Annotated in this window: 16 protein-coding genes; 14 read left to right on the forward strand and 2 right to left on the reverse strand. The window is 43.2% G+C overall.

What is annotated here, in order from left to right:
• Positions 1–178: 178 nt before the first annotated feature.
• Positions 179–796 (reverse strand): CPBP family intramembrane glutamic endopeptidase, encoded by a 618-nt coding sequence (locus B0H99_RS15625; RefSeq protein WP_106534618.1) that lies wholly within the window; start codon positions 794–796, stop codon positions 179–181.
• Between the two features lie 225 nt (positions 797–1,021).
• Between B0H99_RS15625 and B0H99_RS15630 the strand changes: the two genes are divergently transcribed.
• The 5 genes from B0H99_RS15630 to B0H99_RS15650 all read left to right on the forward strand — a co-directional run bounded on the left by B0H99_RS15630 (position 1,022) and on the right by B0H99_RS15650 (position 5,785).
• Positions 1,022–1,216, forward strand: coding sequence for a hypothetical protein (locus B0H99_RS15630; protein ID WP_106534619.1), 195 nt, complete (start codon positions 1,022–1,024; stop codon positions 1,214–1,216).
• Positions 1,217–1,244: 28 nt separating this feature from the next.
• Positions 1,245–2,180 carry an AAA family ATPase gene (locus B0H99_RS15635; RefSeq protein ID WP_106534620.1) on the forward strand — a complete coding sequence of 312 codons (936 nt, stop codon included), beginning with the start codon at positions 1,245–1,247 and terminating at the stop codon, positions 2,178–2,180.
• Positions 2,180–3,334: a DUF58 domain-containing protein gene (locus B0H99_RS15640; protein WP_106534621.1), complete on the forward strand. Its 1,155-nt coding sequence runs from the start codon at positions 2,180–2,182 to the stop codon at positions 3,332–3,334. Before B0H99_RS15635 ends, B0H99_RS15640 begins: the two co-directional genes overlap by 1 nt.
• On the forward strand, positions 3,331–4,545 hold the full coding sequence (locus B0H99_RS15645) for a hypothetical protein (protein WP_106534622.1): 1,215 nt from the start codon (positions 3,331–3,333) through the stop codon (positions 4,543–4,545). The genes B0H99_RS15640 and B0H99_RS15645 overlap by 4 nt, the downstream gene beginning before the upstream one ends.
• A 379-nt stretch (positions 4,546–4,924) precedes the next feature.
• Positions 4,925–5,785: an NAD(P)-dependent oxidoreductase gene (locus B0H99_RS15650; protein ID WP_106534623.1), complete on the forward strand. Its 861-nt coding sequence runs from the start codon at positions 4,925–4,927 to the stop codon at positions 5,783–5,785.
• Positions 5,786–5,825: 40 nt separating this feature from the next.
• Here the strand turns inward: B0H99_RS15650 and B0H99_RS15655 are convergent, their stop codons facing one another.
• Positions 5,826–6,287: a YkyB family protein gene (locus B0H99_RS15655; protein ID WP_106534624.1), complete on the reverse strand. Its 462-nt coding sequence runs from the start codon at positions 6,285–6,287 to the stop codon at positions 5,826–5,828.
• A gap of 137 nt (positions 6,288–6,424) precedes the next feature.
• Here B0H99_RS15655 and fadH point away from each other — a divergent pair, with 137 nt between their 5' ends.
• The 9 genes from fadH to B0H99_RS15700 all read left to right on the forward strand — a co-directional run bounded on the left by fadH (position 6,425) and on the right by B0H99_RS15700 (position 16,296).
• A complete protein-coding gene (fadH, locus tag B0H99_RS15660; RefSeq protein WP_106534625.1) occupies positions 6,425–7,192 on the forward strand; it encodes a 2,4-dienoyl-CoA reductase in 768 nt (255 codons plus the stop codon).
• Positions 7,193–7,297: 105 nt separating this feature from the next.
• Positions 7,298–7,747 (forward strand): cyclic-di-AMP-binding protein CbpB, encoded by a 450-nt coding sequence (gene cbpB / locus B0H99_RS15665; protein WP_106534626.1) that lies wholly within the window; start codon positions 7,298–7,300, stop codon positions 7,745–7,747.
• A gap of 64 nt (positions 7,748–7,811) precedes the next feature.
• Entirely contained in the window at positions 7,812–9,275 is a 1,464-nt protein-coding gene (locus tag B0H99_RS15670) for an MDR family MFS transporter (RefSeq protein WP_106534627.1), read from the forward strand.
• A 3-nt stretch (positions 9,276–9,278) separates the two neighbouring features.
• A complete protein-coding gene (locus B0H99_RS15675) occupies positions 9,279–10,154 on the forward strand; it encodes a transcriptional regulator CcpC (protein ID WP_106534628.1) in 876 nt (291 codons plus the stop codon).
• Positions 10,155–10,220: 66 nt separating this feature from the next.
• A complete protein-coding gene (dapD, locus tag B0H99_RS15680) occupies positions 10,221–10,934 on the forward strand; it encodes a 2,3,4,5-tetrahydropyridine-2,6-dicarboxylate N-acetyltransferase (RefSeq protein WP_106534629.1) in 714 nt (237 codons plus the stop codon).
• Positions 10,935–10,946: 12 nt separating this feature from the next.
• Entirely contained in the window at positions 10,947–12,062 is a 1,116-nt protein-coding gene (locus B0H99_RS15685; RefSeq protein ID WP_106534630.1) for an N-acetyldiaminopimelate deacetylase, read from the forward strand.
• Between the two features lie 102 nt (positions 12,063–12,164).
• Positions 12,165–14,525 carry a hypothetical protein gene (locus B0H99_RS15690; RefSeq protein WP_106534631.1) on the forward strand — a complete coding sequence of 787 codons (2,361 nt, stop codon included), beginning with the start codon at positions 12,165–12,167 and terminating at the stop codon, positions 14,523–14,525.
• Complete coding sequence (locus B0H99_RS15695; RefSeq protein WP_106534632.1) at positions 14,522–15,457, forward strand: ABC transporter ATP-binding protein; 936 nt, start codon at positions 14,522–14,524, stop codon at positions 15,455–15,457. The genes B0H99_RS15690 and B0H99_RS15695 overlap by 4 nt, the downstream gene beginning before the upstream one ends.
• Positions 15,454–16,296, forward strand: a complete 843-nt coding sequence (locus B0H99_RS15700; protein ID WP_106534633.1) for an ABC transporter permease — start codon at positions 15,454–15,456, stop codon at positions 16,294–16,296. Before B0H99_RS15695 ends, B0H99_RS15700 begins: the two co-directional genes overlap by 4 nt.
• Positions 16,297–16,302 lie beyond the last annotated feature (6 nt).

Below are 16,302 nucleotides of genomic sequence, written 5' to 3' on the forward strand. Positions count from 1 at the left end.
ACTACATCCGACCATTTCAAAAATTAAACTGCCACTCTCCGATTGAATATCGGACAATGGCAGCTTAGGTGTTTTTTTCAAATGTCTCAAATTAACGGGTCAGTTCAAAAATCCAATACGTCTTTTTGTTTACAATGATTTAAGTAAAGCAGAAATTTTCTGCTCGCTAAAATGAAAATTACAATATTGAAAGAGGCTGCACGAGGAACAGCAAGACGATCATGACAAGGTGAGCGATAATAATCAACGGCATGCTGCGCTTCCATTCATAGAGAGCACCCAGGACCAGTCCTGCTGCAAGTCCTGCTAATTGGCCAGGCCAAAAATTCCCAAGCCCGAGGGCAAGGCCGAAAAGAATAGCAGAAAGAAAAATTGCTGCAAATGTCGTCATATACTGCTTGAGTTGCTGTTGAACAAATCCTCGCCAAAATATTTCTTCCCCGGGTACAATGATGAACATTAAGAGCAAATAGTGCCAAATTGTCGTAGGAGCAAAATTTGCCAGGAAGCTGGAAACGCTGTTTTCAATTTGCACAGGAATGAGTTGGAGAAGTTTATAGCCAAGGGCAATGATCCCATAAATAAGAGTTCCGTATCCCAATCCGAATATCATCGACTTCCAAGTAGGCAGTTCATCTGAAATATCGCTGAAAACAATGGAAGCGGACATTAAAACGAGTAAAGCAAACGTGTACATATACCAAAAAGTCGACGTTTTATCAAATGACCAATAATAGAGCCCGTAAGCCAACGGAAGAAAAAGTAAAAGCTTGTGGCTTGCAAAAAATCTTAACATAAAAATCCTCCTAAAAATAAAAACCGAACTTCCGCATTGTAAGAACGGCAAGAACAAAGATGGTTCTCTTCCAGGGTTATTGTATAATAATGGAGAGTCCTTCTATTGCTATTGATAAGCAAACCACTTCAAGAAGTAATTTTATTAAACAGGGCGAATATTATTCGTCCACCGATTATTATAACAGAACTTGCCGAATTTTATGCAGGGCTAAGGAGAATTGCAATGACAAATTACAACAGCATGCTCGACCAATTAAAAGCAGGTGAACTTTCCTCAAGTACCATCCAGAAAGAGGAGTTTTTGGACTTTCGGGCAGTATTGATCGCACGTCCTGATTTTAAACACTTTAAAGGTGCCGCTTTCCATCATGGTACGACCATCTATACATACCAGGAAGAAGCAGCAAATAATCTATAGAAACCAGCAAAACCAAGGGGGATGAATTGTGGGCACGTTATCTGAAGTGAAAGCACATTTAAATGAGTTGGTTGTAGGCAGAGAAAGAGAAATTGATTTTATGTTAATCGCATTGATCCAAGAAGGGCATGTTCTTCTAGAAAGCGTCCCCGGCTCCGGGAAAACATGGATGGCAAAAGCGTTTGCCGGTTCATTTCAGGGAGTGTTCCGGCGACTGCAATTTACGCCGGATGTGCTTCCTTCTGACGTTACTGGCATCCGTTTCTTTAATCCAAAAACCCAAGATTTTGAACTTCGCCCTGGTGCGGTTTTGACCAATTTGCTGCTGGCTGATGAAATCAACCGAGCTACGCCACGTACGCAATCCAGTTTGCTTGAAGCTATGGAAGAAAAGCAGGCGACGATCGACGGAGAAACAGTGCAATTGCCCAATCCGTTTATTGTTATTGCGACACAAAATCCAGTGGAGTCGCAACAAGGAACATTTCCGCTTCCAGCGGCTCAATTAGACCGCTTTTTATTCCGATTGGAGATCGGGTATCCGAACATGACTGAAGAAATGGCGATTATCCGCAATTTTCGCGATAACGTATCCCATAAAAAAGAAATCCGTCCGGTTGCTTCAATTGAAGAAGTTAAGGGATGGTCAGCTGCTGCGAAAAATGTAACCGTCCATGAAGACATTGAAAAATATATTGTAGCGCTTGTCCGGGCAACACGGGAACATCCGATGATAGAGCTTGGGTTGAGTTCACGTGCCGCGTTGGCGCTTGTCCACGCTGCCCAAGGAAAAGCGTTTATAGATGGCCGCGCTTTCGTGACGCCAGACGATGTAAAATACATTTTTGAACCTGTCGCCGTCCATCGTATTTTGCTGAATCCGGAAGGAATGCTTATTCATGAACCAGCTGCCGTACTGCGGGAACTTGTTAATACTATCGCTTCACCAGTAGAGGCGGTTTAATGGAGTGGATACGCCATGAGTATAATACAAAAAGCATAAAAGGGCTTATTGTATTATTGGCAGTGTTCTTTTTCCTGATGATGGCCTTCCTCCAGTTTACCGCTGCAGCTGTATTAGCGTTTCTCCTTGCAATTGCCGGTTTGCAGCTTCTTTATTTCAAGCAGGTCGGCAAAGGGCTGGAATTTCAGAATTCAAAATATCGCAAACGCGTTTTAAACGGAGGCGAAACAGCATGGGAGCTTGAATTCGAGAATAGAGGCTTGCCGATTTGGGGAGGAATACTGAAACTTTCTTTTTACGATTCTGTTGCACCTCTATGCAACACGGGAAGCAACTATACAGAAACAATTGAAGTGGATGTACCATTCACAATCGGGTTGAATCAGAAGATGACCGTACAAGTGCCATTAATCGCACAAAAAAGAGGCTTATCAAGAATATATAAAATGGAGCTTCTTATTCCGCATCCGTTTGCAGAAGGGCATGCCTCGCTCGAATACCGGCCGATGGTGTTGCAGGAGCTAGTAGTCTATCCAAAATTACGAAGTTATTCGATTCGCAATATACCAACCCGCCAGAAACCAGGCCAATTCAATTTAAAGTATTCCTTGTACGATGATATGCTTCAGCCGGTCGGCACCCGGGATTATGTGCCGACTGACCAATTTAATCAAATTCATTGGAAAGCCAGTGCACGCATGCAGGCTTTCCAGACAAAAATCTTTACCAAAGTAACAAATGAATCGATGCTTTTTGTACTCGATGTGGCAAGTGGATATTCCACCATTCATAACTTAGAAGAGCGCATCGAGGAACTCGCAGCTTATATTGAACACTGCTACGCCGATAATATTCCGTACGCTATTGCCATTAACATGCGCTCAGCCGGCAAATATCCTTATTTTTATTTAGCAGCTGAAGCAGGTGCGATGCAGCGGCAAAGAGCGCTTGAATTGCTGGCTGTCATCTCGAAAAATCATTCGACTCTTCCGCTTCGTGTGATGATGGCGCATATGGATGTCCACATCGATTTGCCATTTAGCACTTACTTATTGACTGATAAACTGGGAGACACAAGCCGCTTTCTGGCAGAATGGAGTACACGGACCAACATAGGCATTTTAGAAAGCCGGAATGGAGGGAATACGGGATGACTCAGCGACTTCTTTCCGCATCTAATTATATGCTTGATGCTTTCCTGCTTTCTTTATTTCTGGTTTTTATCGATGCTGGAACTAGTATGCCGCTGCCGTTTATATGGCTGTCGCTTAATGCACTAGCCGCTCTTTTGTCATTTGCAGCTTTTCTGCAAATTCCTTATCGATCGGACGTCCTAGCTGTGCTCGGTGCCGGGTCAATGAGCTTGGCTTTTTTTGCCGGAGCTTCTACAATTACCTTTTTGCTCTTCTCTTTAGCAGCTATTTATCGCCTCCATGTGCACTTTTCAGCTGGAGATGAAGAACTCGATTCGGATAACCGTTTTCTCATTAAATTTATTTTGCTGTTTGTAACAGTCTTGAGTATCAGCTTGATCAATCCGAACGCTGGCAAAAGTGGCATTCTTTATGCTATCGCGATTATCGCCGTTTCTTTCTACGTAGTCTCCCGGTTGCTTCATCACTATATCAAAGCCAGAAACGAGGGTGCTTTGCTCCATCAGCTCCTATTGTCGGTCTTGGGAATTTTAGGGTTATCAGCAGTCGGCGGTGTCTTAGTCTATGGGATTGCAGAAGATACAAGATATGCTTTAGGTGCTTTGCTTGGTAGATTAGCCAGCATCTTATTTTGGCCACTGGCTGTGTTGATGGACAAACTCGTCGAGTTTCTGAACGGTTTATCGAATGAAGAACAAAAGCAGCAAACCAGTGAGAATATGAATATGACTGAAGGGAACGATCCGCCTTCGAGTGACATAACCCCTGCTGCTGCGGATTTTCCTTTTGAACTGATTTTGATTGCAATCTTGCTATTTCTGCTGTTCTTTCTCGTGCTCCGTTTGCGCAAAGTGAAAATCGACAAAGCAGAAAAAAGAAAAGCCACAACTATCAAAATTGAACGCTTCACTGCTCCATCATCCTCGCCATTTGCCAAAGAAGAAATTCTCTATACCATGGTGGATTCAGACGTTGTCCGGAAAGCTTTCCTTGATTTTGAACGAACAGCTGAAAGAGGGGACAAAGGGCGGAAAAGCCATGAAACTGTCCGGGAGTGGCTAAAGAGAATGGGCTGGACGGCAACCGAACAATTTTACGAAACTTATGAATTTGCCCGGTACGGAAATGGGGAAATTCCAGAAACAAAAGTACTGCCATTTTTGGAAGAAATAAAAAAAATAAAAGAAAAATATTTGAAATTAAATGTTTAAAGAAATATGCCCCGGGTATTGTATACTTGAACACAGCAACATTCTCATTTCCCCCTTTTGTGGTCGGTCCGTTTTACGGGTCGGCTTCTTTTTTTGCTTATTTTTAAGTAAATGTCTAACAGCCTAATCTAAAGTTCCTTAATAGAAGATCGACCCCTGCAGCTTAGAAATTTTCTCAGGACTTTTTGAGGCCGATCCTCCTTTTATTAACTATGTTGCTTCTCTTACTAAGAAGAGTCATCACTGTTTTGTATCATTTAACGGAGCTCTGGAAATATCGCACACTGAAAAGTGGCGTTGCTTTGTTGTTTAAAAACATACAGTGAATTAACAGAAGATTTTTGATAGACTGAAGATAAGGAGAAAGGGAGGTTTTTAGATGAAACTGGGATTTATTGGGACGGGAGTCATGGGCAGCAGTTTGGTCAAACACTTGCTGAACAACCATCATGAAGTGGCTATTTATACTCGTACAGCTAAGAAGGCAGAGAAGCTGGTGGAAGCAGGAGCAGTTCTTGTTGAATCGCCAATGCAAGTGGCCAAACAAGCGGATGTCATCTTTACTATGGTCGGCTATCCGAAAGATGTGGAGGATATTTATTTTGGCCAAAATGGCTTATTGGAGCATGCAAAAGAAAATGCGGTCTTGATTGACTTGACAACATCTAAACCGAATTTGGCACAGCGAATATTTCAAGCTGGAGCTGAAAAAGGCATACATACGCTTGATGCTCCTGTATCAGGCGGCGATACCGGCGCACAAAAAGGAACGCTGTCTATTATGGTGGGCGGAGAACAGCCGACATTTATGAGTGTATTGCCTTTATTGGAACTGTTTGGCGAAAATATCATCTATCAAGGGCCTGCAGGTGCGGGACAGCATACCAAAATGTGCAACCAAATCAACATCGCTTCCAACATGATCGGCGTATGCGAGTCACTCATTTACGCGAAAAAAGCCGGACTCGATCCTGAAACGGTCTTAAGATCTATCTCCACCGGAGCAGCAGGGTCCTGGTCGCTGTCGAACTTGGCTCCCCGAATGATCAAAGGAGATTTCCAGCCGGGTTTTTATATCAAACACTTTATCAAGGATATGAAAATAGCAGCGGAAGAAGCCCATGCGTGGGGGTTGGATCTGCCAGGTCTGCAGTTGTCGCTGCAGATGTACGAAAGTTTGGCGGATGAAGGCTATAATGACAATGGAACACAAGCGCTCATCCACTATTTTGAAAAATAAAAAAAGCCAGAGACCTTTAATAGTCTTTAGCTTCTGTAAGTTAATCAAAATATGATTTTTTTGGTGTATAAAACCGGTCTGTTTGCCGGGCGTTGTATGGTTTAGCGATAGGTTGCATGGGCTGTGTTTTCTTTTCCGGCTGAAGCCCTGTCAGATTGCTTAAAATCTCTTTCGCTACTTTCAAATTCATCCGGCTGGCCGGATTGCGATAAGACTCATCCAAGTGGCCCAAATGGTCAAGTTGGTCAAAGTCTTCTTTTTTCGGCAGCATATGAAAATAATATTCTCCGCATTTGACGAGGACTGAAGATTGCTGTTGACTTTTCCGAGGGTTTTTACTGAAGTGTAGGCCAATTTTTTTAGCGCGGTCTTGAAGGATCATTACCATCAGTGCTTCTTTTTTTAAAGCATATAAGTATTGGTTATCGGGTGCGGTTTTCGCATGCCTGTTGACTGTGAAAATGGCTTGCGCAATATCCGAATCCGATTTTCGAATTGCCATGAACTCATTCCTTTCTCTAAAACTAACGTGCTGTTCTGCTTCTTTATCATAGCAAAGTTTTGTATAAGTGTATACTGATCGAGAATGTCGAAAGTGATTGATTTAAGTCGATTTTTAGATGCTAAGGAGGATGCTTAATGTACACGGACAAAACAATTATTGTTACTGGCGGTTCAAGTGGAATGGGCTTGCATATGGCCAAGAAGTTCGCTTCGGAAGGAGCGAATGTTGTTATTACCGGCCGCGACATGGAACGTTTGAACGATGCGGTCGTCCAAATAAGGGGAGATCGAGGTTCTGTTGAAGTTTTCCAGATGGACGTCCGTGAACCGGAACATGCTAAAGCGATGGTGAAGTTTGCCCATGATACATTTGGAAGGGTAGACGGGTTGGTCAATAATGCAGCAGGGAACTTTGTTGTCCATGCTGAGAAGCTTTCTCCCAATGGCTGGAAATCGGTCATTGATATCGTGTTGAACGGGACATTTTTTTGTTCACATGCAGCCGGAAATTATTGGATTGAAAATGGCGTAAAAGGGAATATTCTTAATATGCTAGCTACATACGCTTGGAATGCAGGAGCAGGTGTAGCCCATTCAGCTGCAGCAAAAGCTGGCGTCATGTCGTTGACCCGGACATTGGCAGTCGAATGGGGGACTCAATACGGGATCCGGGTAAATGGCATTGCCCCAGGACCGATTGAACGGACAGGCGGAGCTGATAAACTTTGGGAATCCGAAAAAGCTGCCAAACGGACGCTGGAGTCGATTCCGCTTGGGCGTTTAGGCAAGCCGGAAGAAGTGGCAGAACTGGCTGCATTCATCATGTCGGACAAAGCTTCGTATATGAACGGGGAAATTGTGACGCTTGACGGTGGTCAGTGGTTGAACAAATTTCCATTTTAAGCAAAGATAGCGCTAACAATTAAATAGTTTTGATGAAGATGTTGTGATAAGATGAAGTCGAATCGATTAATTTCTTTATCACGGGCAGCAGAAGGAGTAATGCACATGATTTCATTACCGAGCAGAGATTTTCTTGAAACTCGAATTGAAGATTACATCATTTCGTCTGAAAAAGTCGCTCATGTTCAATTAGGCAATAGTGCTGAGCATGCATTGCTTGTATTAACGAAAACAGGTTATTCGGCAGTACCTGTTCTGGATTTGAAATACCGGTTTTGCGGTTTGATTAACGCTCAGCGCATAACGGAATCAATTTTAGGCATGAACCATATCGAATACGAACGTTTGCCGGAAATACGAGTTGAAGATATTATGCAGACAGATCTCCCTTTAATAAAAATAAACGACCGCTTCCAACGGGCATTGGATTTACTGATCAACCAAAACTTTCTTTGTGTAGTGGATGATGATGGCATGTTTATGGGGATCTTGACTCGGCGCGTCATACTGAAGCAATTAAAAAAGCAAATTTATCAAATAAGAAACAGTCAATAATGGATAAAGGAAGGTCTCTTAAAAGAGGCCTTTTTTCTGTCGTCAGGAAGAAGGTACATTTGGTATGAAAAAAACGAATCGGCCCCTTGTGCTGGCTTCGGTGATGCTCGCCATGTTTGTCGGAGCAGTTGAAGCGACCATCGTCTCCACCGCCATGCCTAGCATTTCAGCAGACCTTGGAGGGTTTTCCAAATACAGCTGGGTTTTTTCCGCTTATCTATTGATGAGTACAGTGACAGTTTTGCTGTATGGGAAATTATCCGATATTTTTGGCCGGAAACCGATCTTTGCTGTCGGAATCTTACTGTTTTTAATCGGGTCTTTGGTATGCGGCTTTGCTACATCCATAGAAGAACTCATTTTTTACCGTTTTATTCAAGGGTTGGGGGCAGGAGCGGTCCTGCCGATTGCCACTACCATTGTCGGCGACATTTACTCGGCTGAAGAGCGTGCAAAAGTCCAAGGCTACTTATCAAGCGTCTGGGGCATTTCTGCAGTAACTGGACCTGCAATAGGAGGAATGCTGGTAGCAACCATCGGATGGCAATATGTATTTTGGGTGAATATTCCACTGGGTATATTAGCGCTGTTAGGGGTAATGTTATTTTTAGTGGAGCCTCCAAAACAGCAAAAACCTTCGATCGATTATGCAGGAGCTATTTTGTTGACCGTGTCGTTGACTTGTTTCCTATACTGGCTTGTTGAAGGTGGTGTAGGGTTTGATTGGCTTTCTTATGAAACATTGCTTTTATTAAGTGGGACTGTAATTAGCGGCATCATTTTTGTAAGGGTTGAACGCGCGGCAAAAGATCCGATGATGCCTTTCGATATTTGGAAAAACAATGCAATCCTTTATGCAAACTTAGTATCGCTGGCAACAGGAATCATAGTGATTGGGGTCACCAGTTATCTGCCTACATATGTAACAGGAGTGATGGAGCAGCCGGCGACGATTGCTGGATTTACTTTGACAGCTATGTCTATCGGCTGGCCAGTAGCCGCCTTTTTTTCGGGGAGGCTGTTAATCAAAATTGGCTATTTTCGGACGACCCTGGCCGGCTGTGTTTTTCTTGTGATTGGGACAATGCTGTTTGTTTTTATGCGACCAGAATTCGGGCCTTTTTGGGCAGCGATTTCAAGCTTTTTTGTTGGAGTCGGCATGGGGTTGACTAGTACAGCGTTCATCGTATCGATTCAAGCGGCTGTCGCCTATGAACAGCGGGGATCGGCAACAGCCTCTTTCATGTTCATGCGCAATTTGGGCAGTACTATGGGAGTAGCGCTTCTTGGCAGCATCTTGAATACATCCCTATTAGCTTACTTTAAAGAGCGAGGCGAAGACATGTCGGTCAATGCCATCAACGGATTGTTGACAGAAAAAGGCAGGGCAAGTCTTTCACTGGAAACATTAAGTTTTCTCCAGAAAGGCCTTTCCATGTCTTTGCAAAATGTTTATGGAGTGACGGCGTTATTTGCAGCGATCAGCTTTTTGCTGATATTTGGTCTGCCTAGAAAGAAAGGGGCCTAAAGAATGGCGAACGAAGAACTCATTATCAAAGTGCTTGCTGAAGAAGGAAATATGAGAAAAGCGGCTGAACGGTTATTTCTGTCCCAGCCCGCTCTATCCCAGCGTCTTCAATCGATAGAAAAAGAATGGGGAGAACTGTTGTTTATCCGTTCACAGAAAGGGTTAACACCGACGCCAGCCGGAGAATTGGTGATCGCTTACTCCAATGAAGTGCTGCAGCGAAAAGAAGAAGTCTTCGAAGTGCTGCATACATTAACATCAAAAGTGCATGGAACGTTGAAAATTGCTTGTGCAACAATCATAGGGCAAAATTGGCTTCCTAAAGTATTAAAAGATTTTGTTACGCTTTATCCGGAAGCGAAAATCCAGCTTATCACTGGATGGAGTTCTGAAATTGTCCGAGCCTTGTATGAAGGAGAGGCGCACATTGGCATTGTTCGGGGGCATACGGATTGGAAAGGGGCTAAAATCCATTTGTTCCGAGACATTTTGTATTTGGTGGACAAAGAAATTGACTCTTTAGATCAAGTTATGGAAACAGAGCGTCCATTTATCCAATTCAAAAGCGACTCCAATTACTATGAAGAAATCCAGCAGTGGTGGCAAAAGCATTTCGAGTCCAATCCCAAAAGGCAGATTACAGTGGATCAAATTGAAACATGCAAGCAAATGGCTGTCAACGGAATCGGATATGCTATTTTGCCGTCCATCACGTTAAACGGAACAGAAAATGTGCATACGGTGCCGCTTTCGAGCAATGCAGAAGAGCTGGAATTGACGCGGGATACGTGGCTTATTGGCTATGAATCCGCATTTCAACTGAGGCAAGTCGAAGCATTCGTCGATGTGGTAAAAAAACATGCTGCTTTATTTGAGTAGAGTGGATGAATTATTATTCGAAATCCGCTATACTTGATTCATTACATAATAGAAAGAGGTTTAATGATGAAACAAATGGATGCAAATGAAATTATCTCGTACATACAAAACGCAAAAAAGACAACTCCTGTAAAAGTTTATGTAAAAGGCGAAAGAGTTGCTTCTCTTGATTTTGGTGCTTCTGCTAAAGTTTTTGGTGAAAATAACAGTGCAACTGTGTTCGGGGAATGGTCTGAAATTCAACCGGTATTAGAAGCTAATTCTGCAGCTATCGCAGATTATGTTGTTGAAAATGACCGCAGAAATTCTGCTATTCCACTGTTGGATATGAAGAACATCAACAGCCGCATTGAGCCGGGGGCATTTATCCGTGAAAATGTTGAAATTGGAAATAATTGTATCATTATGATGGGCGCAGTAATCAATATCGGTGCAGTAATCGGCGACGGCACAATGATTGATATGGGCGTTGTGCTTGGCGGTCGTGCGACAGTTGGGAAAAATTGCCACATCGGTGCAGGTGCGGTACTAGCTGGCGTCATTGAACCGGCTTCAGCGACACCAGTGATTGTGGAAGATGATGTGATGATTGGAGCTAATGCGGTTGTCCTTGAAGGTATTCGCATCGGCAAGGGCGCGGTCGTTGCAGCCGGAGCAGTCGTTATTGAAGATGTCCCTGAAAACTCAGTCGTTGGCGGAACTCCAGCCCGCGTCTTGAAGCTCATGGATGAAAAAACACGTTCGAAAACTGAAATCAAACATGAACTAAGACAGCTGTAAAAGGTACTGTATATGGATTTAATTAAAATTAGACGAGAATTGCACGAAATTCCGGAAATCGGGTTTCAAGAATTCAAAACTCAGCGATATTTGCTTGACCTTATTGCTTCCTTGCCGCAAGAGCGGTTAGAAGTAACCGAATGGAGAACTGGAATTGCAGTTAAAGTTGCGGGAAAAGATCCAGCAAAAACGATAGCATGGCGAACGGATATTGATGGTCTACCTATTAGTGAAGAAACTGGCCTGCCTTTCAGCTCAAAGCATTCCGGATTTATGCACGCTTGTGGCCATGACATTCATATGGCGACGGCCCTCGGACTTTTAGGGAAATTGATTGAAGAGCCGCTTGAAGATCATGTTGTAATTTTGTTTCAACCTGCCGAGGAAGGGCCAGGAGGTGCGTTGCCACTATTGGATTGGCTAAAAAACGATAAACCGGATTTTATGCCGGATCTTATTTGTGCCCTTCATATAGCGCCGGAACATCCGATTGGAACGGTTGCTACAAAACCGGGTCTGTTGTTTGCCAATACTTCGGAACTCTTTATTGATTTGCATGGCAAAGGTGGGCATGCCGCTTTCCCGCATTTGACGGAAGATATGGCAGTTGCAGCTGCTTCGTTGCTGATGCAGCTGCAGACAATTGTCAGCCGCAATATCAATCCGATGGATAGCGCCGTGCTGACGGTTGGAAAGTTAAGTGCGGGTACAGTACAGAACATCATCGCTGAACACGCTCGGTTAGAAGGAACTATCCGGACACTGAACAACGAGTCGATGGCGAAGGTGAAACAGCGCATCGAGAGGATTTGCCGGGCAGTTGAAGAAGCATACAATTGCCGGGTGTCTATCGATTATGGCTCCAGCTATTTAGAAGTCAATAACAATCCGGAATTGGCAGAAGAGTTTCTTCAGTTTGCTGGCAGTTTCAACGGCGTTACTGCGGTCAGAAGCGAAGCGGCGATGACTGGCGAAGACTTTGGTTACTTTACTGCTGAAATACCGGGCTTGATGTTTTGGGCAGGTGTCGAATCTAATTTCGGTTTGCATCATTCCAAGCTGAATCCGGACGAAGCGATCCTTGGCATCATGCCGAATTTAGTTCACCAATTTTTTAAATCACTTTGAAAAGTAGGCGCCCAAAGGCGACCTACTTTTTTTCTGTGAAGAAGGAACTATTTCTCGTTCATAACGTACTAATTACAAGAGAGCAAAAAAGGGGGATTTGTTATGTACAGACGCTTGGTGGCAATAGTGGCAAGCGCAATTTTAATGGGGTTATTTTTAATGCCGCAAGTTTCGCTTGCTGCGCCAAGCATTACAATCGATGCTAGTGCGGGGCTGCAGAATAAAGTGAAATACGAGAAAGGCTTGCCGCTCCAATTCACATTAACAAATAATGGATCGGCGTTTTTAGGAGACCTGGTGTTCAGTTATTCTGAAAGCTATTCATCGGGAGTTGGATTAGCTGTGCCGATTGAACTATCTGCCGGCGAAACCAAAACAATCCAGGTAGCTTCATCCGGTCTATCAGATATGTCCTACATGGGAGGCACCTCTGCTCAAAACATATTTCTGTTTGAGGATGGATGGGAAAAAGGAAAATCGATTAAATTTACAGGATCAAAAACGATAAAGCCTGCCTATTTTTCTCCAATGTCTTTGTTTATTGCGAGCTTAACTTCCAATTCAGATCGCCTTCAGCAACTCAGAGGAATTTCTATGGGCAACAGCGAAGGAACACAACTTTTCCATCTTAATCAAATGAATCAATTTACGCTGCCGTCGGAAGCTGTGGCGTGGGAAGTAGTGGATTATTTAGTGATTGATGAGTTTGCCTACAGCGATTTGCCGGATTCCGTCCAGCAAGCTGTACTTCAGTGGGTTCAGCAAGGGGGCCATGTTGTTGTAGGTTCGACTGGGAATCTGGATGCTGAACTTGGCAACTTAAGTGAGTTTTTGCCGCTGAATCTAGGAAGCTCCATTGATGTTCTTATACCTGGCCTCGATGAAAAAGTCCCGGTGTTTGAAGCGGAAGCAAAAAAGAATGCAAAAACTTTACTGGAAACCAATGATCAAGTGCTTGCAGCAAGTCAGCAGATCGGCTCTGGGACGCTGACACAGACCAGTTTCTCTTTAGGGGATGAAGTTGTTTCAACGCAAAAAGGATATGCTCCATTGATTAGCAGCTTATTGCAAAAAAACAAAGTTTCACAGCTAAACTTTCAAGGCGAACCTTTGCGCGATAGGATGGCTTACCAAGTAGGGGATGTCAACGAACTGTTTGAAAGCTTTGCCGTATCAAAAATGTTGATTATGGGTATTGTCATTTTATATATTTTGTTAATTATTCCCGTGCTTTATATTATCTTGAAGAAAAAGGATAAGCGTGAATATGCCTGGATTATCATTCCGGCAGCAGCAGTAGTGACATCGGTCGGGCTTTTTGCGCTTGGAGCAAAAGACCGCCTTGGCAATGCGCAAATACAGCAAACCGGATTTTTTGAAGTAAATGCTACTAACGGCTTGAATGGCCATTACGTCAACTCGATATTATCAAACAAAGGAGGCGATTATCAGTTTGTCGCCCCATCTTCTACAACGATGACATATCGGTTAAAGTCGCAAATGACGGAGCAAGTGCCTCATTCAGCTGCGATGCTGGAGCGGCAAGCTGCTGGGAACAGCTTGACATTACGCGATATGCGCTATTGGTCAGTGGCTACCATCATGGGAGAGTCCTATATTGAAAATACTGGAAGCTTCGATGTCCGCTTGAATGTGGCCAACAAGAAAATAGGCGGAACCATCACGAATAACTTTCCATTTGCAGTGGAAGATGTCTCAGTTTGGACAGGTTCACGCTTAATAGCGTTAGGCGACCTAAATCCAGGCCAAGAGCTTCAAGTCGAAGAAACGATCAACTCTGATATTTTAGCTCCTGCATCTTCTGTTGGCCAAAGCTATGGTTATCAACCGATTGCAGATGCGAAAGCATTGAATAATGCAAGGCGGCAGTCACTTGTTTCAGTTTCGTATGAGGAACTTGAACAAAGTGGAAAAACGCCCTATGTTATCGGTTATACAAAAGATGCCATCGTGCCGATTTCTTTGGACAAGCAACGTGCATCCCTTTCATCTCTTCATTTGATCGCCCAAAGCTTTAAGCCGAATACGGCATTGAGCGGAGATATTACTTTGGATGCAGAAACGTTCAATATGGAAGTGGCAAGTGTAAATCAGCAATCGTATTTTGAGAATGTTTCAGAAGATCCTTATTCTTATTATTTTGATGACGGGGATTACGAAATTACGTATCAAGTAATCGATGCCATCAATTTAAAACAGGCAGAATGGAAAGAACTTGGCGTACGTATATCTAATACAAGCCTTGCTATTTCCATATATAACGAAAAAACAAAAAAGTTTGAAGAAATTTCAGGCAACACACATACGATTGATAAACAAGTGGACCAATACATCTCGCCTGAAGGAACGATTAAATTTGCGCTCGAGATGAGAGCTAGTGCTTCAGGTACACCGGAAGTCATTTTGCCTAAGCTAAAGTTGAAAGGAGAGATTGCGCCATGATAGAAACTGTAGGGCTAACAAAAAAATATGGCTCTTTTTATGCGTTGAAAGACTTGAATCTGACTGTGGAAGACGGAACGGTCTTCGGTTTTGTAGGAGCTAATGGTGCCGGAAAATCAACGACCTTTTCTATTTTGGCTACTCTTCTTCAACCGACAGCCGGCGACGCTTTTATCAATGGACAAAGTGTCACGAAGCATGCCCATGAAGTGAGAAAACAAATTGGGTATATGCCAGACTTTTTCGGTGTTTACGATCAACTAAAAGCAAATGAATACTTGGATTTTTATGGGGCCAGCTACGGCTTGAAACCAAAAGAACGTGAAGTGCTCATTCCTAAATTGCTTGAACTTGTCAACTTGGAACAAAAACGTTATGAATATGTTGATTTTTTATCGCGCGGAATGAAACAGCGTCTCTGCCTCGCCCGGGCATTAATCCATGATCCTAAAATCCTTATTTTGGACGAACCGGCATCCGGCCTTGACCCACGGGCCCGGGTCGAAATGCGGGACATTTTAAAAGAGTTAAAAGCAATGGGCAAAACAATCTTAATTTCTTCTCATATTTTGCCGGAACTTGCAGAAATGTGTGACAGTATTGGTGTTATTGACTCAGGTGAATTAATTGCACAAGGCTCGGTCGCTGAGATACAAGCACAGCTTCAAAGTGAGAAAATGCTTCGGGTGAAAACGGCAGGCCCCACAAGAGAAGCGGTTCTATTTTTCGAAAACGATCCGTTTATTTCTAAGATTGTCGAATCACCGGAAAAGCAGCTCATACAATTTTTGTACAGAGGGACTGAGGAAGATCAGCTAAAGCTATTGCAGAAAGCGATTGAGCGGCAGTTGCCAATTTTATCTTTTTCGGAAGAAGAAACAGATTTGGAAGATGTCTTTATGGCTATCACGAAAGGAGTGGAAAGCAAATGAAAACCCTCCTGGCAAATCCGGTATTGGTCAAAGAAATCAAATTAAGATTCCGTAATCTAAAAAGCTTTACGGGTATTTTATTCTATCTGATTGCGATGAGCATTTTTGTTTTCGGTTTTATTTTATTAACCACTTCCTTCAGCGGGAGCGGTTATTTCCGGCCTGATGAAAGCTTTATGCTTTTTAGCATGATGACATATATCCAACTTGGGTTAATTCTTTTTATCACTCCTGCCCTGACTGCAGGTACAATTAGTACAGAGCGGGAAAAGCAGACATTGAATATTTTGCTGACAACATCGCAAACTTCGTTCCAAATCATTTTCGGGAAAATGACATCATCTGTTGCATTTTTGCTTTTGATGATTGTTTCAGGCTTGCCTATATACAGTTTGGTGTTTTTGTATGGAGGTGTTTCCCCAAGCCAGCTTATAGTTATCTTTTTGTTTTACTTTTTGACGTTGTTGACAATCGGGAGCATCGGAGTTATGTTTTCAACCTTAATCCGGAAAACGATCGTCGCCATCATAGCCACTTTTGGTGCCATGATTTTCCTCGTAGCGGTTACTGGCTTTTTCATGATCATTTCGATGCAGCTTTCGCAAATGGGCATGACAACTGCAAGTTTTTCACCTTTAACCCATTTTTGGGCAAGCATCAATCCAGCAGTTGTTATGTTTACCTTGCTGCAGCCGGCGTATGGGGAAGAAATTCAAGGGATGACATTAGTGCCTTTGCCATTATGGGCAGGCTATCTTATCGTCTATACACTGCTTGTGGCGGTCTCTATGTTTATAGCAGTCAAACGGCTGCGCGTTAATATGAATAAATACAAATAAGGAGGG

The sequence above is a fragment of the Planomicrobium soli genome, assembly GCF_003014655.1.
Taxonomy (GTDB): domain Bacteria; phylum Bacillota; class Bacilli; order Bacillales_A; family Planococcaceae; genus Planococcus; species Planococcus soli_B.